Consider the following 21,128-nt stretch of genomic DNA (forward strand, 5'->3'; position numbering starts at 1 on the left):
ACGCGTGAACCTGCTGCTCATGGAGGTGGCCCAGGCCACCCAGCGGCTGGCCGACGCCGGCGTGCCCTCGCCGCGCACCGACGCGGAGGAGCTCGCCGCGTTCGTGCACGGCGTCAAGCGGGGCGAGCTGCACACCGTGCGGGACGCGGACTTCGACGCCCGGTACTGGGAGGTCATCGCCCGCCGTGAGGCCCGCGAGCCGCTCCAGCACATCACCGGACGCGCCTACTTCCGCTACCTGGAGCTCCAGGTCGGCCCCGGCGTCTTCGTGCCCCGCCCGGAGACCGAGTCGGTGGTCGGCTGGGCGATAGACGCGGTGCGCGCCATGGACGTCGTCGAGCCCTGCATCGTCGACCTGTGCACCGGCTCCGGCGCCATCGCGCTGGCCCTCGCCCAGGAGGTGCCGCGCTCGCGGGTGTACGCCGTGGAGCTGAGCGAGGACGCCCTGGTGTGGACCCGCAGGAACATGGCGGGCTCCAGGGTCGAGCTGCGCCAGGGCGACGCCCTGACCGCCTTCCCGGACCTCGACGGCCAGGTCGACCTGGTCATCTCCAACCCGCCGTACATCCCGCTCACCGAGTGGGAGTACGTCGCCCCCGAGGCCCGCGACCACGACCCGCAGATGGCGCTGTTCTCCGGCGAGGACGGCCTGGACCTCATCCGCGGCCTGGAGCGCACCGCGCACCGGCTGCTGCGCCCCGGCGGTGTGGTGGTCGTCGAGCACGCCGACACCCAGGGCGGCCAGGTGCCGTGGATCTTCACCGAGGAGCGGGGCTGGGCCGACGCCGCCGACCACCCCGACCTCAACAACCGCCCCCGGTTCGCCACCGCCCGCAAGGCGCTGCCGTGAGCACCGCCCCGACCCCGCATCCGCAGCACGTGCACGAGGAGGCCCGCTAGACATGGCACGGCGATACGACACCAACGACGCGACCGACCGCGTGACCGGTCTGCGCGAGGCCGCGTCCGCCGTCCGCCGTGGCGAGCTGGTGGTGCTGCCGACGGACACGGTGTACGGGATCGGCGCCGACGCGTTCTCCGCGGAGGCCGTCGCCGACCTGCTGGAGGCCAAGGGACGGGGCCGTGCCATGCCCACCCCCGTGCTGATCGGCTCCCCGAACACGCTGCACGGCCTGGTCACCGACTTCTCCGAGTCGGCCTGGGAGCTGGTCGACGCGTTCTGGCCGGGCGCGCTCACCCTGGTCGCCCGGCACCAGCCCTCGCTCCAGTGGGACCTCGGGGACACCCGGGGCACCGTCGCCGTCCGGATGCCGCTGCACCCGGTCGCCATCGAGCTGCTCACCGAGGTCGGCCCCATGGGCGTCACCTCCGCCAACCTCACCGGGCACCCCGTGCCGGAGGACTGCGACGCCGCGCAGAGCATGCTCGGCGACTCCGTCTCCGTCTACCTGGACGGCGGCCCCACCCCCGGCAACGAGCCCTCCTCCATCGTCGACGTCACCGGCGAGGTGCCCGTGCTGCTGCGGGCCGGCGCGATCCCGGCGGAGGAACTGAGGAAGGTCGTACCCGACCTCGAGGTGGCGAATTGACGGCCCCTGAGGCGGGGCGCGGCATAGGCGGTCTCGCGGAACAGACGACGACCTTCGTCGGCCTTCCCCGCGACCGGTTCCGCATCCTCCACGTCAGCACCGGCAACGTCTGCCGCTCGCCCATCACCGAGCGGCTGACCCGCCATTTCGTACGGGAGCGGCTCGGCATCCTGGGCGGCCCGCTGATCGTCGAGAGCGCCGGCACCTGGGGCCACGAGGGCGCCCCGATGGAGGCCAACGCGGAGACCGTGCTCGCCGACTTCGGCGCGGACGCCTCCGGCTTCGTCGGCCGCGAACTGCTGGACGAGCACGTGATCCGGGCCGACCTGGTGCTGACCGCGACCCGCGACCACCGCGCGCAGGTGATCTCCATGGGGCACTCGGCGGGCCTGCGGACCTTCACGCTGAAGGAGTTCACCCGCCTGGTCAACGCCATCGACCCGGCCACCCTGCCGCCCCTGGAGGAGGGCGTGGTGGCCCGCGCCCGCGCCCTGGTGCGGGCCGCCGCCGCGCTGCGCGGCTGGCTGCTGGCCCCGACGGCGGAGGCGGACGAGGTCTACGACCCCTACGGCGCCCCGCTGACCTTCTTCCGGTCGATCGGCGAGGAGATACACCAGGCGCTCGACCCGGTGGTCACCGCGCTGACCGGGGTGCCCGCGCGCACCTGACGGGCACCCCGCCGCACTCCGGCGGGCACCCGGCGCGCCCCGGGCCTACAGTGGTCGTACGCCCTCGTCGACGAGCCGCCCGGAGCGCTGCCATGCCGGTCACCCATCCCGTCGCCCCCGGCGTGGCCGACGCCGACGTTCTGCGGCGGCAGGACCCCGAGATGGCCGACGTGCTGCTCGCCGAGCGGGACCGGCAGGCCGGCACGCTCCAGCTCATCGCCGCCGAGAACTTCACCTCACCCGCCGTGCTGGCCGCGCTCGGCTCCCCGCTGGCCAACAAGTACGCCGAGGGCTACCCGGGCGCCCGGCACCACGGCGGCTGCGAGCTGGCCGACGCCGCCGAGCGCCTCGCCGTACAGCGGGCCCGGGCGCTGTTCGGGGCCGAGCACGCCAACGTCCAGCCCCACTCGGGCTCCTCGGCGGTGCTCGCCGCCTACGCCGCGCTGCTGCGCCCCGGCGACACCGTCCTCGCCCTCGGCCTGCCGCACGGCGGGCACCTCACCCACGGGTCGCCCGGGAACTTCTCCGGCCGCTGGTTCCGGTTCATCGGCTACGGGGTGGACGCGGAGACCGGCCTGATCGACCGGGACCAGGTGCGCGCGCTGGCCCGCGCGCACCGGCCCAAGGCCATCGTGTGCGGCTCGATCTGCTACCCCCGGCACCTGGACTACGCCTTCTTCCGCGAGGTCGCCGACGAGGCCGGCGCGTACCTCATCGCGGACGCCGCCCATCCGATCGGGCTGGTCGCCGGGGGAGCGGCGCCCAGCCCGGTGCCGTACGCGGACATCGTCTGCGCCACCACCCACAAGGTGCTGCGCGGTCCGCGCGGCGGCATGATCCTGTGCGGCGCCGAGCTGGCCGAGCGGGTGGACCGGGCGGTCTTCCCGTTCACCCAGAGCGGCGCGCAGATGCACACCGTCGCCGCCAAGGCGGTCGCCTTCGGCGAGGCCCGCACCCCCGCCTTCGCCGCCTACGCCCATCAGGTCGTCGCCAACGCCCGGGTGCTCGGCGACCGGCTGGCCGCCCAGGGCCTGGCGGTCACCACCGGCGGCACCGACACCCACCTGCTGACCGTCGACCCGGCGCCGCTCGGCGTCGACGGCCGCACCGCGCGCGGGAGGCTGGCGGCGGCCGGCCTGGTCCTGGACTGCTGCGCGCTGCCGCACCCGGACGCCCGGGGCCTGCGCCTTGGCACCGCGGCGGTCACCACGCAGGGCATGGCGGAGCCGGAGATGGCGCTGATCGCCGAACTGATCGGCGGGGTGCTCAGGGAGGAGACGGGGGTCACCCGGGCGCGGTCGCTGGCCCGGGGACTGGCGGAGGCGTTTCCGCCGTATCCGGGGTGAAAGACGGCGGTTGCTCCGGGGGGCACAGCCGCGCGTGCAACCATCGTCGCTACCCGGAAGTCCCCACCCATATGCGCGCATCGCTAGGGTGTGGGCCTGGAATGGCCAGCGAGACCTGTGGGGAAGCCCGTGCGTGAATACCTGCTGACGCTCTGCATCACGGCCGCGGTGACGTACCTGCTGACCGGGCCGGTGCGGAAGTTCGCGATCGTGGCGGGGGCGATGCCGGAGATCCGGGCCCGGGACGTGCACCGGGAACCCACTCCGCGGCTCGGCGGTATCGCCATGTTCTTCGGCCTGTGCGCGGGCATGCTGGTCGCCGACCACCTCACCAACCTCAACCAGGTCTTCGAGACCTCCAACGAGCCCCGGGCGCTGCTCTCCGGGGCCGCGCTGATCTGGCTGATCGGTGTGCTGGACGACAAGTTCGAGATCGACGCCCTGATCAAGCTGGGCGCCCAGATGATCGCCGCCGGTGTGATGGTGGTGCAGGGTCTGACGATCCTGTGGCTGCCCATCCCGGGCGTCGGCAACGTGGCGCTCACCCAGGGGCAGGGCACGCTGCTGACGGTGGCGCTGGTGGTCATCACCATCAACGCGGTCAACTTCGTGGACGGCCTGGACGGGCTCGCGGCCGGCATGGTGTGCATCGCCTCGGCGGCGTTCTTCATGTACGCCTACCGGATCTGGTACTCGTACGGCATCGAGGCCGCCGCCCCGGCCACCCTGTTCGCGGCGATCCTGATGGGCATGTGCCTGGGCTTCCTGCCGCACAACATGCACCCGGCGCGGATCTTCATGGGGGACTCCGGGTCGATGCTGATCGGCCTGGTGCTGGCGGCCGGCGCGATCTCGGTGACCGGGCAGGTCGACCCGGACGCGATGCGGCTGTTCTCCGGCTCCGAGCGCAACACCGTGCACCAGATGGTGCCGGTCTACATCCCGCTGCTGATGCCGCTGACCATCATCGCCATCCCGGCCGCCGACCTGATCCTGGCGATCGTCCGGCGCACCTGGCGCGGCCAGTCGCCGTTCGCCGCCGACCGGGGGCATCTGCACCACCGGCTGCTGGAGGTGGGGCACAGCCACAGCCGGGCGGTGCTGATCATGTACTTCTGGTCGGCGCTGATCGCCTTCGGCGCGCTCGCCTACTCGGTGAACTCGGCCTCGATGTGGATCGTGCTGGGGGTCGTCTTCCTCAGCGCCCTGGGCCTGGTGCTGCTCCTGCTGCCGCGGTTCACCCCGCGCGTCCCGCTCTGGGCGCAGCGCCTGGTCCCGCCGCGCTACCGGCGGCGCGCGGTGGGTGCCCCGGCGGCCGGCGCGGCACCGCGGGCGCGGGCGGCGGACGCGGACGACGAGGGCGAGGACCGGGTGCCGGCCGGGGTCTCCGGTGTCACGGGTGTCAATGGCGCAACGGCCGTCGGTCCCCGATCGAAGCTGCCAAGGTAAGAATCTGACTAGAGCATTGCCAAGTCGTGGGGGAGCGAAGCGCCCCAATACCAGACAAGTCGGCGCTGTTTTTGCACAAACGCGCAGCTTCACTCTCATGTGTGACAGCGCGCACACCCTCAGGTAAAGACCTCATCAAATAGTTTGTGATACGGTTCACGAGAACCCCCGGATAGAGCCGAAGGACCGCGATGCGCCGGTTCTCTTGGCGTGAGGACACCACTCAGCCCGGGACTACGCTCGTCCATGACGACACCCTGCCCCCTGTGAAAAGCGGAGTTGCCGCCATGCCGTCCAACGACGTCCGGACCCTGCTCCAGGCCGCTGTGCCCACAGTCGCCGCCGGCGCCATCGCCGCCGTCGTCAGTGGTGTGCTGGCCGGTGGCAAGGGTGTGCTCGGAGCGGTCGTCGCGACCCTGGTGGTGACCCTGTTCATGGGCATCGGGCTGTACGTCCTGCAGCGCACCGCCAAATCGCTTCCGCACCTCTTCCAGGCGATGGGCCTGATGCTCTACGCGGCGCAGATCCTGCTGCTGTTCGTCTTCCTCGCCGCGTTCAAGAACACCAGCCTGTTCAACCCCCGGTCCTTCGCGATCACGTTGGTCGTCGGCACCCTGGCGTGGATCGCCGCGCAGACCCGCGCCCACATGAAGGCGAAGATCCTCTACGTCGAACCCGACTCCTCGGACGACAAGCCCGAAAAGACGGGGCGCCCGTCGTGAGGGGTAGGGCCGGGATAAGCACGTCGAAGAGATCCTGCTATCGTCCGGTGCCAACTGCGGCATCGCGGGCGCGGGCATCTGAGCTGTCGCCTGCTCATTCGCGAGGCGAGATGCCCCACAGCCGCCCCCACATCCGTAACACCAGTCCCGTGCCGAACCGCGGCTCCGCGCCGCGCCGACACAACGAGGTTGCCGTACCCATGCGCCACGATGAAGGAGCCCGCGGTGAGTGCTGACCCGACGCAGGTGCTCGCCTTCGAGACCGACTGCCACATCTTCGACGGCTGTGGCTTCCCGGCTCCCGGCCTGCACTCGTTCCTCTTCGAGCCGCTCGCCGGCAACGCGGACGGCAACGGCTTCTACTTCAACAAGCCGATGCTGCTCGCGCTCCTCGGCTCGGTCATCATCGTCGGCTTCTTCTGGGCCGCGTTCGCGCGCCCCAAGGTCGTCCCGGGCAAGCTCCAGATGATCGCCGAGTCCGGCTACGACTTCATCCGCCGCGGTGTGGTCTACGAGACGCTCGGCAAGCGGGAGGGTGAGAAGTACGTCCCGCTGATCGTCACCCTGTTCTTCTTCATCTGGATGATGAACCTCTGGTCGATCATCCCGGTCGCCCAGTTCCCGGTGACGTCGATCATCGCCTACCCCGCCGGCCTCGCCGCGATCGTCTACATCCTCTGGGTCTCCCTGACGTTCAAGCGCCACGGATTCGTCGGCTTCTTCAAGAACGTGACGGGCTACGACAAGTCGCTCGGCGCCGTGCTGCCGCTGGCCATGCTGATCGAGTTCTTCTCGAACCTGATCGTCCGCCCCTTCACGCACGCCGTCCGGCTCTTCGCCAACATGTTCGCGGGCCACACCCTGCTGCTGCTCTTCACGATCGCGAGCTGGTACCTGCTGAACGGCATCGGCATCGCCTACGCCGGCGTCTCGTTCGTCATGACGATCATCATGACGGCCTTCGAGCTGTTCATCCAGGCCGTGCAGGCGTATGTGTTCGTCCTGCTGACCTGCACCTACATCCAGGGCGCGCTCGCCGAGCACCACTGAGCGTCCCGCCTCCTACCCCCTAGCCGTCCGGTGGCCAACCCCCACCGGTCCGTAAAGAGAAGGAAGAACTGGCATGTCCAACACCCTTGCCGCTGTCGATGGTTCGCTCAGCTCCGTTGGTTACGGCCTGGCCGCCATCGGCCCCGGCGTCGGCGTCGGCATCATCTTCGGCAACGGCACCCAGGCCCTCGCCCGCCAGCCCGAGGCGGCCGGCCTGATCCGCGCCAACCAGATCCTGGGCTTCGCCTTCTGTGAGGCGCTCGCCCTGATCGGTCTCGTCATGCCGTTCGTCTACTAAGACGGACTGACGACCGACCCTTTCGACGAAAGGCACTGATGTGAACTCCGCCCTGGTTTTCCTGGCGGCTGAGGGTGAGAAGGAAAACCCCCTCATCCCGCCGTGGCCGGAAGTCGTCATCGGCCTCATCGCTTTCGTCATCGTCTTCGGCTTCCTCGCCAAGAAGCTGCTCCCGAACATCAACAAGGTTCTGGAGGAGCGTCGCGAGGCCATCGAGGGCGGTATCGAGAAGGCCGAGGCCGCGCAGACCGAGGCCCAGAGCGTCCTTGAGCAGTACAAGGCCCAGCTCGCCGAGGCCCGCCACGAGGCCGCGCGCCTGCGCCAGGAGGCGCAGGAGCAGGGTGCCGCGCTCATCGCCGAGATGCGCGCGGAAGGCCAGCGGCAGCGTGAGGAGATCATCGCCGCCGGTCACGCCCAGATCGAAGCCGACCGCAAGGCCGCCGCGTCCGCGCTGCGCCAGGACGTCGGCAAGCTCGCCACGGAGCTGGCCGGCAAGCTGGTCGGCGAGTCCCTCCAGGACCACGCCCGGCAGAGCCGGGTCATCGACCGCTTCCTCGACGAGCTGGACGGCAAGGCGTCGACCGCCGAGGCGGCCCGATGACCGCGCACGGTGCGAGCCGCGAGGCGCTGGCCGCCGCCCGTGAGCGACTGGACGCGTTGACGGACGCCACGTCCGTGGACGCGGCCCGGCTCGCCGACGAGCTGGCCGCCGTGACCGCGCTGCTCGACCGTGAGGTGTCGCTGCGTCGGGTCCTCACCGACCCGGCGCAGGACGGCGAGGCCAAGGCGCAACTGGCGCGGCGCCTGCTCGGCACCCAGGTCGGCGGCCCCACCGCCGATCTGGTCGCCGGACTGGTGCGCGCCCGCTGGTCGCAGTCGCGCGACCTGGTGGACGCGCTGGAGGAACTGGCGAACACCGCCGACCTCACCGCCGCCCAGCGCGACGGCAGCCTCGACGACGTGGAGGACGAGCTGTTCCGGTTCGGCCGGATCGTCGGCTCCAGCACCGAGCTGCGGGCCGCGCTGACCGACCGCAAGGCCACCGCCCCGGCCAAGGGCGCGCTGCTGCGCACCCTGCTCGGGGGCAGGGCCAAGCCGGTCACCGAGCGGCTGGTGACCCGTCTGGTCACCGCGCCCCGGGGACGTAGCCTGGAAGCGGGACTCGAGTCCCTGTCCAAGCTCGCCGCCGAGCGCCGGGACCGCATGGTCGCCGTCGTCACGTCGGCGGTGCCGCTGAGCGACCCGCAGAAGCAGCGCCTGGGCGCCGCCCTCGCCAAGCTCTACGGCCGCCCCATGCACCTCAACCTCGACGTGGACCCCGCGGTCCTCGGCGGGATGCGGGTGCAGGTCGGCGACGAGGTGATCAACGGCTCCATCGCCGACCGCCTCGAGGACGCCGGCCGCCGCCTGGCGGGCTAGCGACTTCAAAGCAGTACGTACGTGTACCTACGGCCCGGTTGGGCCGTGCAGAGGATTCACCTCGTTCAGGGGGGAGTCCGGGATTTCGAGACATCCCCCCAAAGTGAAACTTCGGGCCCAACAAGGAGAGCAGGGAACCCAGATGGCGGAGCTCACGATCCGGCCGGAGGAGATCCGGGACGCACTGGAGACCTTCGTCCAGTCGTACCAGCCGGACGCGGCCTCGCGCGAGGAGGTCGGTACGGTCACCCTTGCCGGCGACGGCATCGCGAAGGTCGAGGGGCTGCCCTCGGCCATGGCCAACGAACTGCTGAAGTTCGAGGACGGCACCCTCGGCCTCGCCCTCAACCTCGAGGAGCGCGAGATCGGTGCCATCGTCCTCGGTGAGTTCAGCGGCATCGAGGAGGGTCAGCCGGTCACCCGTACCGGCGAGGTCCTCTCCGTCGCGGTCGGCGAGGGCTACCTCGGCCGCGTCGTCGACCCCCTCGGCAACCCGATCGACGGCCTCGGCGAGATCGAGACCTCCGGTCGCCGCGCCCTCGAGCTGCAGGCCCCCACGGTCATGCAGCGCAAGTCGGTGCACGAGCCGATGGAGACCGGCTACAAGGCCGTCGACGCCATGACGCCGATCGGCCGCGGCCAGCGCCAGCTCATCATCGGCGACCGCCAGACCGGCAAGACCGCCCTGGCCGTCGACACGATCATCAACCAGCGCGACAACTGGCGCTCGGGCGACCCGAAGAAGCAGGTCCGCTGCATCTACGTCGCCATCGGCCAGAAGGGCTCCACCATCGCGTCGGTCCGCCGCGCGCTGGAGGAGAACGGCGCGCTGGAGTACACGACCATCGTCGCCGCCCCGGCCTCCGACCCGGCCGGCTTCAAGTACCTGGCGCCGTACACCGGCTCGGCCATCGGCCAGCAGTGGATGTACGAGGGCAAGCACGTCCTGATCATCTTCGACGACCTGTCGAAGCAGGCCGACGCCTACCGCGCCGTGTCGCTGCTGCTGCGCCGTCCGCCGGGCCGCGAGGCGTACCCCGGTGACGTCTTCTACCTGCACTCCCGGCTGCTGGAGCGCTGCGCCAAGCTCTCCGACGACATGGGCGCCGGCTCGATGACCGGTCTGCCGATCGTCGAGACCAAGGCCAACGACGTCTCGGCGTTCATCCCGACCAACGTCATCTCCATCACCGACGGCCAGTGCTTCCTGGAGTCGGACCTGTTCAACGCCGGTCAGCGCCCCGCGCTGAACGTCGGTATCTCCGTCTCCCGAGTCGGTGGTTCCGCGCAGCACAAGGCGATGAAGCAGGTCTCCGGCCGGCTCCGCGTGGACCTCGCCCAGTTCCGTGAGCTGGAGGCGTTCGCCGCCTTCGGTTCCGACCTGGACGCGGCCTCCAAGGCCCAGCTCGAGCGCGGCCAGCGCATGGTCGAGCTGCTCAAGCAGAACCAGTACGAGCCGATGTCCACCGAGGACCAGGTCGTCTCCGTCTGGGCCGGCACCACCGGCCGCATGGACGACGTGCCGGTCGCCGACATCCGCCGCTTCGAGCGGGAGCTGCTGGAGTACCTGCACCGCAAGGAGCAGGGCCTGATGACCTCCATCCGCGAGGGCGGCAAGATGTCCGACGACACCCTGCAGGCCGTCGGTGACGCCATCGCCGAGTTCAAGAAGCAGTTCGAGACCTCGGACGGCAAGCTGCTCGGCGAGGACGCCCCGGCCGCGGCCAAGTGACGTAAGGAAGGGACCTGACTCATGGGAGCCCAGCTCCGGGTCTACAAGCGTCGCATCCGATCCGTCACCGCGACCAAGAAGATCACGAAGGCGATGGAGATGATCGCCGCCTCGCGCGTCGTCAAGGCGCAGCGCAAGGTGGCGGCCTCCACGCCGTACGCGACCGAGCTGACCCGCGCGGTCACCGCGGTCGGCACGGGATCGAACACCAAGCACCCGCTGACCACCCAGGCCGAGACGGTCACCCGGTCCGCGGTGCTGCTGCTGACCAGCGACCGCGGTCTGGCCGGTGCCTTCAACTCCAACGCCATCAAGCAGGCGGAGCAGCTCACCGCCAAGCTGGAGCAGGAAGGCAAGGAGGTCGTCGTCTACATCGTCGGCCGCCGGGGTGTCGCCCACTACAACTTCCGCGAGCGCAAGATCGCGGAGTCGTGGTCGGGCTTCACCGACGAGCCGTCGTACGCGGACGCCAAGAAGGTCGCGGCGCCGCTGATCGAGGCCATCGAGAAGGACACCGCGGACGGCGGCGTGGACGAGCTCCACATCGTCTACACGGAGTTCGTGTCGATGATGACCCAGACGGCGGTCGGCGCCCAGTTGCTGCCGCTGCGCCTCGAAGAGGTCAAGGAGGAGTCGCCCGCCAAGGGCGAGATCCTCCCGCTGTACGACTTCGAGCCGTCGGCGGAGGACGTCCTCGACGCCCTGCTGCCGCGGTACGTCGAGAGCCGGATCTACAACGCGCTGCTCCAGTCGGCCGCTTCCAAGCACGCCGCCACGCGGCGCGCGATGAAGTCGGCCACCGACAACGCGGGCGAGCTGATCAACACGCTCTCCCGTCTTGCCAACGCGGCCCGCCAGGCCGAAATCACCCAGGAAATCAGCGAGATCGTCGGTGGCGCCAGCGCCCTGGCCGACGCGACCGCGGGGAGTGACAAGTAATGACCACCACTGTTGAGCCGACCGCTGCGGCGGGCGTGGCCACGGGCCGCGTCGCGCGGGTCATCGGCCCGGTCGTCGACGTGGAGTTCCCCGTCGACGCGATGCCGGACATCTACAACGCCCTTCACGTCGAGGTGGCCGACCCGGCCAACGCCGGCGAGAAGAAGACGCTGACCCTGGAGGTCGCCCAGCACCTGGGTGACGGCCTGGTCCGCACCATCTCCATGCAGCCCACCGACGGCCTGGTCCGCCAGGCCCCGGTCACCGACACCGGCGACGGCATCACCGTCCCGGTCGGCGACTTCACCAAGGGCAAGGTGTTCAACACCCTCGGTGAGGTGCTGAACGTCGACGAGAAGTACGAGGGCGAGCGCTGGTCCATCCACCGCAAGGCCCCGAACTTCGACGAGCTCGAGTCGAAGACCGAGATGTTCGAGACCGGCGTCAAGGTCATCGACCTGCTGACCCCGTACGTCAAGGGCGGCAAGATCGGTCTGTTCGGCGGCGCCGGCGTCGGCAAGACGGTGCTCATCCAGGAGATGATCTACCGCGTCGCCAACAACCACGACGGTGTCTCCGTGTTCGCCGGTGTCGGCGAGCGCACCCGTGAGGGCAACGACCTCATCGACGAGATGAGCGAGTCCGGCGTCATCGACAAGACCGCCCTGGTCTTCGGCCAGATGGACGAGCCCCCGGGCACCCGTCTGCGCGTCGCGCTGGCCGGCCTGACCATGGCCGAGTACTTCCGTGACGTCCAGAAGCAGGACGTGCTGTTCTTCATCGACAACATCTTCCGCTTCACGCAGGCCGGCTCCGAGGTGTCGACCCTGCTCGGCCGCATGCCCTCCGCGGTGGGCTACCAGCCGAACCTGGCCGACGAGATGGGCCTCCTCCAGGAGCGCATCACCTCGACCCGCGGTCACTCGATCACCTCGATGCAGGCGATCTACGTCCCCGCGGACGACCTGACCGACCCGGCCCCGGCCACCACCTTCGCCCACCTCGACGCGACGACGGTGCTCTCCCGTCCGATCTCGGAGAAGGGCATCTACCCGGCCGTGGACCCGCTGGACTCCACGTCCCGCATCCTGGACCCGCGGTACATCGCGCAGGACCACTACGACTGCGCCATGCGCGTCAAGAACATCCTGCAGAAGTACAAGGACCTCCAGGACATCATCGCCATCCTCGGCATCGACGAGCTGGGCGAGGAGGACAAGCTGGTCGTCCAGCGCGCCCGCCGCGTCGAGCGCTTCCTGTCCCAGAACACCCACGTCGCCAAGCAGTTCACCGGCGTGGACGGCTCGGACGTGCCGCTGGACGAGTCGATCGCCGCGTTCAACGCGATCTGCGACGGTGAGTACGACCACTTCCCCGAGCAGGCGTTCTTCATGTGCGGTGGTCTCGAGGACCTGAAGAAGAACGCGAAGGAGCTGGGCGTCTCCTGACCCCCGCGGTCTTCCGGTGAGGGGGCGGGCGCGTCCCGCCCCCTCCGCCACGCCCCTTAGACTTGTAACCAACACCCGGCAGAACCGCCGGGTGGTGACCCGAGGAGCCACCCTTGGCTGCTGAGCTGCACGTCGCGCTGGTCGCGGCCGACCGAGAGGTCTGGTCCGGCGAGGCCACCCTGGTCGTCGCGCGCACCACGTCCGGCGACATCGGCGTCATGCCCGGTCACCAGCCGCTGCTCGGTGTGCTGGAGTCGGGCCCGGTGACCATTCGTACGAGTGACGGCGGGACGGTCGTCGCCGCGGTGCACGGCGGTTTCATCTCGTTCGCGGACGACAAGCTGTCGCTGCTGGCGGAGGTCGCCGAGCTGTCGGACGAGATCGACGTCCAGCGCGCGGAGCGGGAGCTGGAGCGCGCCAAGGCGGAGGGCGACGCCACCGCCGAGCGGCGCGCGGACGTCCGACTGCGTGCGGCGGCGGCGCACTGAGCCCACGCGCCGTGCTATGACGTCACTCAGCCGCGGCTGGGACCGGAGTGATCCGGACCCGGCCGCGGCTGAGGCAGATGTGGGTGTTTTTTACGTTCCGTTACCTAGGAGACGAGGAGGTCGGTGCCGATGGTCCTCGCTCTGACTGTGTGCGGAACGATCGTCGCCCTCCTGGTGGTGGGACTGTTCGTCTTCGGACTGCGCCGCCGGCTGATCCAGCGCTCGGGCGGCACCTTCGACTGCTCGCTGCGCTGGGACGCCCCCCGGGAGGGCGACGCCGACGGCAAGGGCTGGGCCTACGGGGTGGCCCGGTACAACGGCGACCGCGTCGAGTGGTACCGGGTCTTCTCGTACTCGCCCCGGCCGCGCCGGGTGCTGGAGCGCTCCGCGATCGAGGTGGCCGGCCGCCGCGTCCCGGAGGGCGAGGAGGAGCTGGCCCTGCTCTCCGACTCCGTGGTCCTCGCGTGTCTGCACCGGGGGACCCGGCTGGAACTGGCGATGAGCGAAGACGCGCTGACCGGTTTCCTCGCGTGGCTTGAGGCAGCCCCGCCCGGTCAGCGCGTCAATGTCGCTTAGGGGTATTACTTCAGGCCGTTGCTGATCGCGGTGACCAGCTCGCCGTTGCTGGTGTCGCCGCTGAACTCCCAGAAGAACGCGCCGCCCAGACCCTGGTTCTTGGCCCAGGTCATCTTGCCGGCGATCGTCGAGGGGGTGTCGTACGACCACCACTGGGTGCCGCAGTGGGCGTACGCCGTGCCGGCGATGGTGCCGGTGACGGGGCAGGAGTTCTTGAGGACCTTGTAGTCCTCGATGCCCGCCTCGTAGGTGCCGGGCGCCGCGCCGGTCGCCGTGCCGCCGGGGGCGGACTGGGTGACGCCGGTCCAGCCGCGGCCGTAGAAGCCGATGCCGAGCAGCAGCTTGCCGGCCGGCACGCCCTTGGCCTTGAGCTTGGCGATCGCGTCCGCGGAGTTGAAGCCCGCGGTCGGGATGCCGGAGTACGAGGTCAGCGGGGAGTGCGGGGCGGTCGGGCCGGTGGTGGCCCAGGCGCCGAAGTAGTCGTACGTCATCACGTTGTACCAGTCGAGGTACTGCGCGGCGCCGCCGTAGTCGGCCGCGTCGAGCTTGCCGCCGGAGGAGCCGTCAGCGGTGATCGCGGCGGTGATGAGGTAGTCCTTGCCGAACTCGGCGCGCAGCGCCTGGGTCAGCGTCTTGAGCGCGGCGGGGCCGGAGGTGTCGCAGGTCAGGCCGCAGGCGTTCGGGTACTCCCAGTCGATGTCGATGCCGTCGAAGACGTCCGCCCAGCGCGGGTCCTCCACGACCGACTTGCAGGACTTGGCGAACGCGGCCGCGTTCTGGGCGGCCTGTCCGAAGCCGCCGGAGTAGGTCCAGCCGCCGAAGGAGTACAGGATCTTGATCTTCGGGTACTTCGCCTTGAGCTGCCGCAACTGGTTGAAGTTGCCGCGCAGCGGCTGGTCCCAGGTGTCGGCGGTGCCGCTGACGGACTGGTCGGCGGTGTACGCCTTCTCGTACGCGGCGAAGGTGTCGTCGACGGTGCACTGACCGTTCTTGACGTTGCCGAACGCGTAGTTGATGTGGGTGATCTTCGAGGCGGAGCCCGAGGTCACCAGGTTCTTCACGTGGTAGTTGCGGCCGTAGACGCCCCACTCGGTGAAGTAGCCGAGGTTGACCTTGGAGCCGGGGGTGCCCGGGTCGGTGGTGCCGGTGGTGCGGACCTTGACGGCGCCGCTGGCCGGGCCGGTCTGGTCGGCGGTGTCCCGGGCCTGGACGGTGTACGAGTAGTCGGTGCCCTTGGTCAGGCCGGTGTCGCTGTACGAGGTGCCGGTGACGGTGGCCACCTTGGCGCCGTCGCGCAGCACGTCGTAGTTCTTGATGCCCTTGTCGTCGGTCGCCGCCGACCAGGACAGCTTCACCGAGGTGTCGGTGATGTCCGAGGCGGTGGGGGTGCCCGGCGCCGAGGGGGCGGCGTCGCCGGGGACGGAGGTGCCGTCACAGGAGCCGCCGTTGAGCTTACAGCCGGCCGGGGAGCCCGAGCCGGAGCCGTTGAAGCCGAAGGAGACGGAGGCGCCCGGGGCGAGGGTGCCGTTCCAGCCGAGGTTCTTGGCGGTCCAGTGGTCACCGGAGTTGGTGACGGTGGCGTCCCAGGCGGAGGTGACCTTGGTGCCGGAGGGGAAGTCCCACTCCACGGTCCAGGAGCTGATACTGGTGGTGCCGGTGTTCTTCACCGTCCACTTGCCCTCGAAGCCGGAGCCCCAGTCCTGGGTCTTGGCGTAGGTGGCGGTGGCGGCGGTCGCGGTGGTGGCGGCCGGGGCGGGCGCCGCGAGGGCGACGAGGCCGGCGAGGGGGAGAGCGAGCGTCGCGGTGAGCGCCGCGGCCCGGTGTCTGAGCTTGAAGCGCATGATGCGCCTCCCTTTTATGGGGGTGTTGTCGGGGGCATGACTGAGCCATCACGCCCGCAGTGCCGCGAGAATAGAAAGGTCTGGACCATAGGTCAATAGGTCTGGACCACTGGGCGAACGGCGGGTGTCGTCCCCGGACTCAGCGCTCCAACTCCTGCGCGAGCACCGCCGCTTGCACCCGGCTGCGCAGCCCCAGCTTGCCCAGCAAGCGGCTGACGTGCGTCTTCACCGTGGCCTCGGCCATCTGGAGGCGGTCGGCGATCGCCGCGTTGGACAGCCCCTCGCCGAGGCAGGACAGTACCTCGCGCTCCCGCCGGGTCAACTCCTCCAGCACCGCCGGGTCGACGCCGGTCCGCCGGGCCGGCCGCGCCGCGAACTCGGCGATCAGCCGCCGGGTCACGGCCGGGGCGACGATGCCCTCCCCGGCGGCCACCGTGCGCACGGCGGTGAGCAGGTCGGCCGCCTCGGTGTTCTTCAGCAGGAACCCGGCGGCGCCCGCCCGCAGCGCCCCGAACACGTACTCGTCCAGGTCGAAGGTGGTCAGCACCAGCACGTCCGCCAGCCCCTCGGCGACGATCTCCCGGGTCGCCGACACCCCGTCCAGGCGCGGCATCTGTACGTCCATCAGCACCAGGTCGGGTCGCAGCTCCCGGGCTAGGGCCACCGCCCGTTCGCCGTCGGCGGCCTCGCCGGCCACCTCGATGTCGGGGGCGCTGTCCAGGATCAGCACCAGTCCGGCGCGGACGGCGGACTGGTCCTCGGCGACCAGGACGCGGATCATGCGGGGTCTCCTTCGGTGAGGGGCAGCACGGCGCGTACGGTCCACCGGGCGCCGTCGGGTCCGGCGGCGAAGGTGCCGCCCAGCAGCGCGGCCCGCTCCCGCATCCCGACCAGACCGGCCCCGGAACCCGGGGCGCGGGGCCGGTCCCGCTCGGCGTACGGACTGGTCACCGTCACGGTGAGGACCCGGGCGTCCCTGGCCAGGGTGACGTGCACGGGTCCGGCGGCGGCGTGCTTGAGGGCGTTGGTGAGGGACTCCTGGACGATCCGGTAGGCGGCCAGCTCGACCGGCACCGGCAGTCCCTCGCCGGGGACGGTCGTGAGGCGCACGTCGAGTCCGTTGGCGCGGGCGCCGTCGGCCAGGGCGGGCAGGCCGTCGAGGGTGGGCGCGGCGGCGGGCCCGGCGTCGGCGCCGGCGTCGCGCAGGATGCCGATCAGGCGCCGCATCTCGGCCAGTCCCTCCACGCTGTTCTCGCGGATCACGGCGAGGGCGCGGCGGGAGGTGCCGGGGTCGTCCAGGGAGAGCGCGGCCGTGGAGTGGATGGCGATCGCGGAGAGGTGGTTGGCGACCAGGTCGTGCAGTTCGCGGGCCATCCGGGACCGTTCCGCGGTGACCGCCTGCACGCGGTCCTGCTCGGCGAGGAGCGCGGTCTGCTCGGCGCGCAGCAGGGCGGCGTCGGCGGCCTCCCGGTGGTTGCGGACGATCAGGCCGGTGGAGGCCGGCCCGAAGGCGACGATCCCGATCGCCACCCCGATCAGCAGCGCCTCCGGCACCCGCCACACCGCGAACGGCACCACCGTGCCCGCGACCGTGAGCAGCCCGGTGATCCACGGGATGCGGCGGGCCGCGGCGGGCGGGCCGTACAGGACGGCGGCGTACATCAGGTCGGTGAAGAGCATGACCGTGACCAGGTTGCCCTGGGTGGTCAGGTCCAGGACGACGGCGGCGGTGCCGACCAGCAGGGCGGCGCGCGGCGCGGACCGGCGCAGCAGCTCGCAGCCCGCCGTGACGGCGAGCGGCACCAGCGGCGGCCAGGGCCCGTCGAAGAGCACGATCGGGTCGTCGGAGGGGCGGACGCCGAGTCCGAGGACCGTCAGCAGCACGCCGCTGAGCAGGCCGCCGGCCGCGACGTACCCGTCGAAGCGGTGCGGGCGGGGGAGTCGTACGGCCATGTCCTCATCCAACACGGCCGGGGCGGCGTCCGCCTGATCCCCGGGGACGGTCCGGCACTGCATCGTTCGATGTACCCGGGATTCGTCACCGGCGACGACGCCCGGGGGCGGCGCACGGGGGAGCCTGGACGGGGTGACCGAGAGGAGCGAACCGTGATCGTCACCCTGATCATCGTCTGCGAGGTCGGCTTCTGGGTGCTGCTGGCCGCCGGGCTGGCCGTGCGCTATCTGCTGCGGATGCCGCGCACCGGCCTGGCCCTGCTGCTGTGCGAGCCGCTCCTGGAGGTCGCGCTGCTGGCCGTCACCGCGCTGGACCTGAGGAACGGCGCCGATCCGGACTGGACGCACGGCCTGGCCGCGCTCTACCTCGGCTACACCGCCGGTCACGGCCACCGCACGGTGAAGTGGCTCGACGGCCACGCCGCGCACCGCCTCGACGGCCGCCCGCCGGTCCGGCCCCCGCGCTACGGGCTGGCCCGGGCCCGGCACGAGGGCGCGGTCTGGCTCGGCACGCTGGTCGCCGCCGCGGTGGCGACCGGGCTGCTCCGGCTCGCCATGTGGTACGTCGACGACCCCGCCCGGAGCGGCCCCCTGGAGAGCTGGGAGCAGTTCGCCTGGCGGGCGGCCGTCATCCACGGCCTGATCGCCCTGACGTACCTGATCTGGCCGAAGCGTCCGCCGGAGCCGCCCAAGGGCGCGGGGACCGGCGCGCCCGGCCGCGACGAGGGCGCGGCCGGGGACCGGGCCGGGAGCTACCTCTCCCCGCCCGGCACCCACAGCACGTCCCCGACCTCCTTGTTCGCGGTGCGGGCGAGGATGAAGAGCAGGTCGGACAGGCGGTTGAGGTAGGTCGCGGTGAGCGGGTTCATCGTCTCGCCGTGCGCCTCCAGCGCGGCCCAGGTGGAGCGTTCGGCCCGGCGGACCACCGTGCACGCCTGGTGCAGCAGCGCGGCGCCGGGCGTGCCGCCGGGGAGGATGAACGAGCGGAGCTTCTCCAGCTCGCCGTTGAAGCGGTCGCAGTCCGCCTCCAGCCTGTCCACGTAGAACTGCTCGACGCGCAGCGGCGGGTACTCCGGGTTCTCGACGACCGGCGTGGAGAGGTCCGCGCCCACGTCGAACAGGTCGTTCTGCACCCGGACCAGGACCTCGACGACCTCCTCGGGCAGCCCGCCGAGCGCGATCGCCGTGCCGATCACCGCGTTGGCCTCGTTGGCGTCGGCGTACGCGGCGATCCGCAGGTCGGTCTTGGGGACCCGGCTCATGTCGCCGAGGGCGGTGGTGCCCCGGTCGCCGGTCCGGGTGTAGATGCGCGTCAGGTTGACCATGCGCCCAGCGTAGTTACGCCCCGGCCGTGCGGAACACGCGTGTGCCGACCGTCACGGAGAGCACGGTCAGGCCGACGGCGACCAGGGAGCCGTAGAGCATGTGCGCGGTGGCGTACCGGCCGACGTAGGCGTCCCGCACGGCGTCCACCAGGTAGCGCAGCGGCATCAGGTGGGACAGCACGTCCAGCCAGCGCGGGCCCAGCGTCATCGGCAGCATCAGACCGCTCAGCAGCATCGCGGGCAGGGTCAGCGCGTTGACCACCGGACCGAACCCCTGCGGGGTGGCGACCTTCATCGCCAGCGCGTACGACAGCGACGCCAGCGAGACGGTGAGCAGCGCGACGAACCCGAACCCGATCAGCACCCCGGGCAGCGGGGCCCGCAGCCCCATCGCCACGGCGGCCAGCACCAGCAGCACCGCCTGGAAGACGAACACGGTCGCCTCCCGCAGCACCCGCCCCAGCAGCAGCGCGAGCCGGCTCACGGGCGTGACCCGCATCCGCTCGACCACCCCCTGCCCCTTCTCCAGGATGATCATGAACCCGGCGAACGAGGCGCCGAACAGCCCGAGTTGCAGCAGCAGTCCGGGCACCAGCACCTGCCAGGAACTGCCCCGCCCGCCCAGCGGCAGACCGGTGAGCAGCGGCCCGAAGAAGAGCAGGTACAGCAGCGGCATCAGCACGCCGAACAGCAGCGCGAACCGCGAGCGCAGCGACTGGCGCAGATAGCGGCCGTAGACGAGAGCGGTGTCGTGCAGCAGCATCCGGGGGCTCCTATACGGCGACGGGGGCGGCGTCGGCCGGGGCGGGGCCGCGGCCGGTGATGGCGAGGAAGGTGTCCTGGAGGGTGGCGTCGGCCGAGCCGCCGTAGGCCAGCTTCAGCGCGGCCGGAGTGCCCTCGGCGGCCACCACGCCCCGGTCGACGATGACCAGGCGGTCCGCGAGGGCGTCCGCCTCGTCCAGGTAGTGGGTGGTCAGGAAGACGGTCGTGCCGTACCGGTCGCGCAGCCCGCGGACCAGCTCCCACAGGCCGGCGCGGCTGCCGGGGTCCAGACCGGTGGTCGGCTCGTCGAGGAAGAGCACCTTCGGGCGGTGGGTGAGCGCCATCGCGATGTCCAGCCTGCGCCGCTGCCCGCCGGAGAGCGCCCCGCACCTGCGGTCGAGCAGCCCGGTCAGGTCCAGCTCGCGGGCGAGTTCCCCGGCGCGCTCGGCGGCCACCGCTTTCGGCAGGCGGTAGAGGCGGCCCTGGGTGACCAGCTCCTCCCGGACGGTGATCTGGGGGTCGACGCCGCCGGACTGGGCCACGTACCCGCAGGCCCGGCGCACCCCGGCGGGGTCCTTCGCCAGGTCGCACCCGGCGACCGTGGCCGCGCCGCCGGTCGGCGGGAGCAGCGTGGTGAGCATCCGGAGGGTGGTGGTCTTGCCGGCGCCGTTGGGCCCGAGGAAGCCGAGGATCTCCCCCTCGCGCACGGTCAGGTCGATGCCGCGCACGGCCTGGACGGGGCCGTGCCGGGTGCGGAAGGTACGGGCCAGACCGGCGGTGCTGATGATTGCCATGCCCCCAGAAAAACAGAGTCACTGAAAACTTGCAACGTCCCCAAGTTTTCGCGCGACCCAAGTTTTGACCGTGCCCAGCGAACTAGGATGCGGGCATGGCCGAGGGACTCAGGGAACGGAAGAAGCGGCAGACCAGGCAGTACATCTCGGATGTCGCCACCGGTCTGTTCCTGGAGCGCGGCTTCGAGGCGGTGACCGTCGCCGAGGTCGCCGAGGCCGCCGACGTCTCCGTCAACACCGTCTACAACTACTTCCCGGCCAAGGAGGACCTCTTCCTCGACCGCTCCCGGGGCGTCGTCGACCGCCTCTCGCGCTGGGTGCGCGGCCGGCCTGACGGGGAGTCGGCCGCCGCCGCGGTCCTGCGCGAACTGCGCGAGGAGGTCGAGTCGGTGTCGCCCCGCGTCGGCCTGATGGCCGGGTACGCGCGGTTCATGCGGGTGGTGCACGACTCGCCCGCGCTCCGCTCCCGCCTGTGGGCCATCGGCCAGGAGGTCCTCCAGGACCTCGAACAGACCCTGCGCGAGGAGACCGGCGCCCCCGGCGACGACCCGATGCCCGCCCTGATCGCCGGTCAGATCAACTGGGTGCACTCCACCGTGATGTCCGCCATCGGGCAGCGGATGCTGGCCGGCGGCACCCCCTCCCGGGTCTCCCGGGAAACACTGGTGCTCCTCGACGAGATGGAGGACCTGCTGAGCGAGAAGGTGCTCAACTACGCCGTACGAGCCGCCGGATGACCCCCTGCGGTGTGATGTCCGTCATCTGAGA

At 71.0% G+C, this 21,128-nt stretch carries 23 protein-coding genes; 17 read left to right on the plus strand and 6 right to left on the minus strand.

The window, feature by feature from the left end:
• Positions 1-4: 4 nt before the first annotated feature.
• The 15 genes from prmC to IE316_RS25255 all read left to right on the plus strand — a co-directional run bounded on the left by prmC (position 5) and on the right by IE316_RS25255 (position 13,685).
• Positions 5-850, plus strand: a complete 846-nt coding sequence (prmC, locus tag IE316_RS25185; protein ID WP_190206742.1) for a peptide chain release factor N(5)-glutamine methyltransferase — start codon at positions 5-7, stop codon at positions 848-850.
• A 52-nt stretch (positions 851-902) separates the two neighbouring features.
• The gene (locus IE316_RS25190) at positions 903-1,550 is read left to right on the plus strand and encodes an L-threonylcarbamoyladenylate synthase (RefSeq protein WP_190206743.1); all 648 of its coding nucleotides are present in this window, start codon (positions 903-905) and stop codon (positions 1,548-1,550) included.
• A complete protein-coding gene (locus tag IE316_RS25195; RefSeq protein WP_190206744.1) occupies positions 1,547-2,218 on the plus strand; it encodes an arsenate reductase/protein-tyrosine-phosphatase family protein in 672 nt (223 codons plus the stop codon). Before IE316_RS25190 ends, IE316_RS25195 begins: the two co-directional genes overlap by 4 nt.
• Positions 2,219-2,310: 92 nt before the next feature.
• Entirely contained in the window at positions 2,311-3,564 is a 1,254-nt protein-coding gene (glyA, locus tag IE316_RS25200; protein WP_190206745.1) for a serine hydroxymethyltransferase, read from the plus strand.
• 129 nt (positions 3,565-3,693) lie between these two features.
• Entirely contained in the window at positions 3,694-5,013 is a 1,320-nt protein-coding gene (locus tag IE316_RS25205; protein WP_190206746.1) for an MraY family glycosyltransferase, read from the plus strand.
• A gap of 287 nt (positions 5,014-5,300) precedes the next feature.
• Complete coding sequence (locus tag IE316_RS25210) at positions 5,301-5,735, plus strand: Cg1360 family ATP-synthase-associated protein (RefSeq protein ID WP_190206747.1); 435 nt, start codon at positions 5,301-5,303, stop codon at positions 5,733-5,735.
• A 210-nt stretch (positions 5,736-5,945) separates the two neighbouring features.
• Positions 5,946-6,785 carry a F0F1 ATP synthase subunit A gene (gene atpB, locus IE316_RS25215; RefSeq protein ID WP_190206748.1) on the plus strand — a complete coding sequence of 280 codons (840 nt, stop codon included), beginning with the start codon at positions 5,946-5,948 and terminating at the stop codon, positions 6,783-6,785.
• 73 nt (positions 6,786-6,858) lie between these two features.
• Positions 6,859-7,083 (plus strand): ATP synthase F0 subunit C, encoded by a 225-nt coding sequence (gene atpE / locus IE316_RS25220; RefSeq protein WP_190206749.1) that lies wholly within the window; start codon positions 6,859-6,861, stop codon positions 7,081-7,083.
• 40 nt (positions 7,084-7,123) lie between these two features.
• A complete protein-coding gene (locus IE316_RS25225) occupies positions 7,124-7,684 on the plus strand; it encodes a F0F1 ATP synthase subunit B (protein ID WP_190206750.1) in 561 nt (186 codons plus the stop codon).
• A complete protein-coding gene (locus tag IE316_RS25230; RefSeq protein ID WP_190206751.1) occupies positions 7,681-8,502 on the plus strand; it encodes a F0F1 ATP synthase subunit delta in 822 nt (273 codons plus the stop codon). The genes IE316_RS25225 and IE316_RS25230 overlap by 4 nt, the downstream gene beginning before the upstream one ends.
• A 142-nt stretch (positions 8,503-8,644) precedes the next feature.
• Positions 8,645-10,234, plus strand: coding sequence for a F0F1 ATP synthase subunit alpha (gene atpA / locus IE316_RS25235; protein ID WP_190206752.1), 1,590 nt, complete (start codon positions 8,645-8,647; stop codon positions 10,232-10,234).
• Positions 10,235-10,255: 21 nt separating this feature from the next.
• Positions 10,256-11,173: a F0F1 ATP synthase subunit gamma gene (locus IE316_RS25240; RefSeq protein WP_190206753.1), complete on the plus strand. Its 918-nt coding sequence runs from the start codon at positions 10,256-10,258 to the stop codon at positions 11,171-11,173.
• Positions 11,173-12,621, plus strand: coding sequence for a F0F1 ATP synthase subunit beta (gene atpD, locus IE316_RS25245; protein WP_190206754.1), 1,449 nt, complete (start codon positions 11,173-11,175; stop codon positions 12,619-12,621). The genes IE316_RS25240 and atpD overlap by 1 nt, the downstream gene beginning before the upstream one ends.
• A gap of 113 nt (positions 12,622-12,734) precedes the next feature.
• Positions 12,735-13,109: a F0F1 ATP synthase subunit epsilon gene (locus IE316_RS25250; protein WP_190206755.1), complete on the plus strand. Its 375-nt coding sequence runs from the start codon at positions 12,735-12,737 to the stop codon at positions 13,107-13,109.
• A 129-nt stretch (positions 13,110-13,238) separates the two neighbouring features.
• Positions 13,239-13,685 carry a DUF2550 domain-containing protein gene (locus IE316_RS25255; RefSeq protein ID WP_190206756.1) on the plus strand — a complete coding sequence of 149 codons (447 nt, stop codon included), beginning with the start codon at positions 13,239-13,241 and terminating at the stop codon, positions 13,683-13,685.
• 5 nt (positions 13,686-13,690) lie between these two features.
• Here IE316_RS25255 and IE316_RS25260 read toward each other — a convergent pair whose 3' ends face one another.
• The 3 genes from IE316_RS25260 to IE316_RS25270 form a co-directional block, all read right to left on the minus strand.
• The gene (locus IE316_RS25260) at positions 13,691-15,526 is read right to left on the minus strand and encodes a glycoside hydrolase family 18 chitinase (protein WP_190206757.1); all 1,836 of its coding nucleotides are present in this window, start codon (positions 15,524-15,526) and stop codon (positions 13,691-13,693) included.
• A gap of 139 nt (positions 15,527-15,665) precedes the next feature.
• Positions 15,666-16,307, minus strand: coding sequence for a response regulator (locus IE316_RS25265; RefSeq protein WP_190206758.1), 642 nt, complete (start codon positions 16,305-16,307; stop codon positions 15,666-15,668).
• The gene (locus IE316_RS25270) at positions 16,304-17,479 is read right to left on the minus strand and encodes a sensor histidine kinase (protein WP_190206759.1); all 1,176 of its coding nucleotides are present in this window, start codon (positions 17,477-17,479) and stop codon (positions 16,304-16,306) included. Before IE316_RS25270 ends, IE316_RS25265 begins: the two co-directional genes overlap by 4 nt.
• A gap of 153 nt (positions 17,480-17,632) precedes the next feature.
• Here IE316_RS25270 and IE316_RS25275 point away from each other — a divergent pair, with 153 nt between their 5' ends.
• Positions 17,633-18,328 carry a hypothetical protein gene (locus IE316_RS25275; RefSeq protein WP_229910552.1) on the plus strand — a complete coding sequence of 232 codons (696 nt, stop codon included), beginning with the start codon at positions 17,633-17,635 and terminating at the stop codon, positions 18,326-18,328.
• On the opposite strand, the gene IE316_RS25280 is transcribed toward IE316_RS25275, so the two are convergent.
• The 3 genes from IE316_RS25280 to IE316_RS25290 are packed head-to-tail and all read right to left on the minus strand — an operon-like array spanning position 18,232 to position 20,360.
• Positions 18,232-18,804 carry a cob(I)yrinic acid a,c-diamide adenosyltransferase gene (locus IE316_RS25280; RefSeq protein WP_190206760.1) on the minus strand — a complete coding sequence of 191 codons (573 nt, stop codon included), beginning with the start codon at positions 18,802-18,804 and terminating at the stop codon, positions 18,232-18,234. The two genes, IE316_RS25275 and IE316_RS25280, sit on opposite strands and share 97 nt — an antisense overlap.
• A 13-nt stretch (positions 18,805-18,817) precedes the next feature.
• On the minus strand, positions 18,818-19,567 hold the full coding sequence (locus IE316_RS25285) for an ABC transporter permease (RefSeq protein ID WP_190206761.1): 750 nt from the start codon (positions 19,565-19,567) through the stop codon (positions 18,818-18,820).
• A 10-nt stretch (positions 19,568-19,577) separates the two neighbouring features.
• The gene (locus IE316_RS25290; protein WP_190206762.1) at positions 19,578-20,360 is read right to left on the minus strand and encodes an ABC transporter ATP-binding protein; all 783 of its coding nucleotides are present in this window, start codon (positions 20,358-20,360) and stop codon (positions 19,578-19,580) included.
• Positions 20,361-20,455: 95 nt separating this feature from the next.
• Between IE316_RS25290 and IE316_RS25295 the strand changes: the two genes are divergently transcribed.
• The gene (locus IE316_RS25295; RefSeq protein ID WP_190206763.1) at positions 20,456-21,097 is read left to right on the plus strand and encodes a TetR/AcrR family transcriptional regulator; all 642 of its coding nucleotides are present in this window, start codon (positions 20,456-20,458) and stop codon (positions 21,095-21,097) included.
• The last annotated feature ends 31 nt before the right edge of the window (positions 21,098-21,128 follow it).

The organism is Streptomyces fumanus, from assembly GCF_014655295.1.
In the GTDB taxonomy this organism is placed as follows: Bacteria; Actinomycetota; Actinomycetes; order Streptomycetales; family Streptomycetaceae; genus Streptomyces; species Streptomyces fumanus.

Bases quoted from the DNA above. Each gene is read 5' to 3' on its own strand.
- IE316_RS25210 (WP_190206747.1), top strand. From the start codon at position 5,301: ATGCCGTCCAACGACGTCCGGACCCTGCTCCAGGCCGCTGTGCCCACA.
- IE316_RS25290 (WP_190206762.1), bottom strand. From the start codon at position 20,360: ATGGCAATCATCAGCACCGCCGGTCTGGCCCGTACCTTCCGCACCCGG.
- IE316_RS25285 (WP_190206761.1), bottom strand. From the start codon at position 19,567: ATGCTGCTGCACGACACCGCTCTCGTCTACGGCCGCTATCTGCGCCAG.
- atpE (WP_190206749.1), top strand. From the start codon at position 6,859: ATGTCCAACACCCTTGCCGCTGTCGATGGTTCGCTCAGCTCCGTTGGT.
- atpA (WP_190206752.1), top strand. From the start codon at position 8,645: ATGGCGGAGCTCACGATCCGGCCGGAGGAGATCCGGGACGCACTGGAG.
- IE316_RS25295 (WP_190206763.1), top strand. From the start codon at position 20,456: ATGGCCGAGGGACTCAGGGAACGGAAGAAGCGGCAGACCAGGCAGTAC.
- atpB (WP_190206748.1), top strand. From the start codon at position 5,946: ATGAAGGAGCCCGCGGTGAGTGCTGACCCGACGCAGGTGCTCGCCTTC.
- IE316_RS25230 (WP_190206751.1), top strand. From the start codon at position 7,681: ATGACCGCGCACGGTGCGAGCCGCGAGGCGCTGGCCGCCGCCCGTGAG.
- IE316_RS25280 (WP_190206760.1), bottom strand. From the start codon at position 18,804: ATGGTCAACCTGACGCGCATCTACACCCGGACCGGCGACCGGGGCACC.
- IE316_RS25270 (WP_190206759.1), bottom strand. From the start codon at position 17,479: ATGGCCGTACGACTCCCCCGCCCGCACCGCTTCGACGGGTACGTCGCG.
- glyA (WP_190206745.1), top strand. From the start codon at position 2,311: ATGCCGGTCACCCATCCCGTCGCCCCCGGCGTGGCCGACGCCGACGTT.
- IE316_RS25190 (WP_190206743.1), top strand. From the start codon at position 903: ATGGCACGGCGATACGACACCAACGACGCGACCGACCGCGTGACCGGT.
- IE316_RS25240 (WP_190206753.1), top strand. From the start codon at position 10,256: ATGGGAGCCCAGCTCCGGGTCTACAAGCGTCGCATCCGATCCGTCACC.
- IE316_RS25260 (WP_190206757.1), bottom strand. From the start codon at position 15,526: ATGCGCTTCAAGCTCAGACACCGGGCCGCGGCGCTCACCGCGACGCTC.
- IE316_RS25265 (WP_190206758.1), bottom strand. From the start codon at position 16,307: ATGATCCGCGTCCTGGTCGCCGAGGACCAGTCCGCCGTCCGCGCCGGA.
- atpD (WP_190206754.1), top strand. From the start codon at position 11,173: ATGACCACCACTGTTGAGCCGACCGCTGCGGCGGGCGTGGCCACGGGC.
- IE316_RS25255 (WP_190206756.1), top strand. From the start codon at position 13,239: ATGGTCCTCGCTCTGACTGTGTGCGGAACGATCGTCGCCCTCCTGGTG.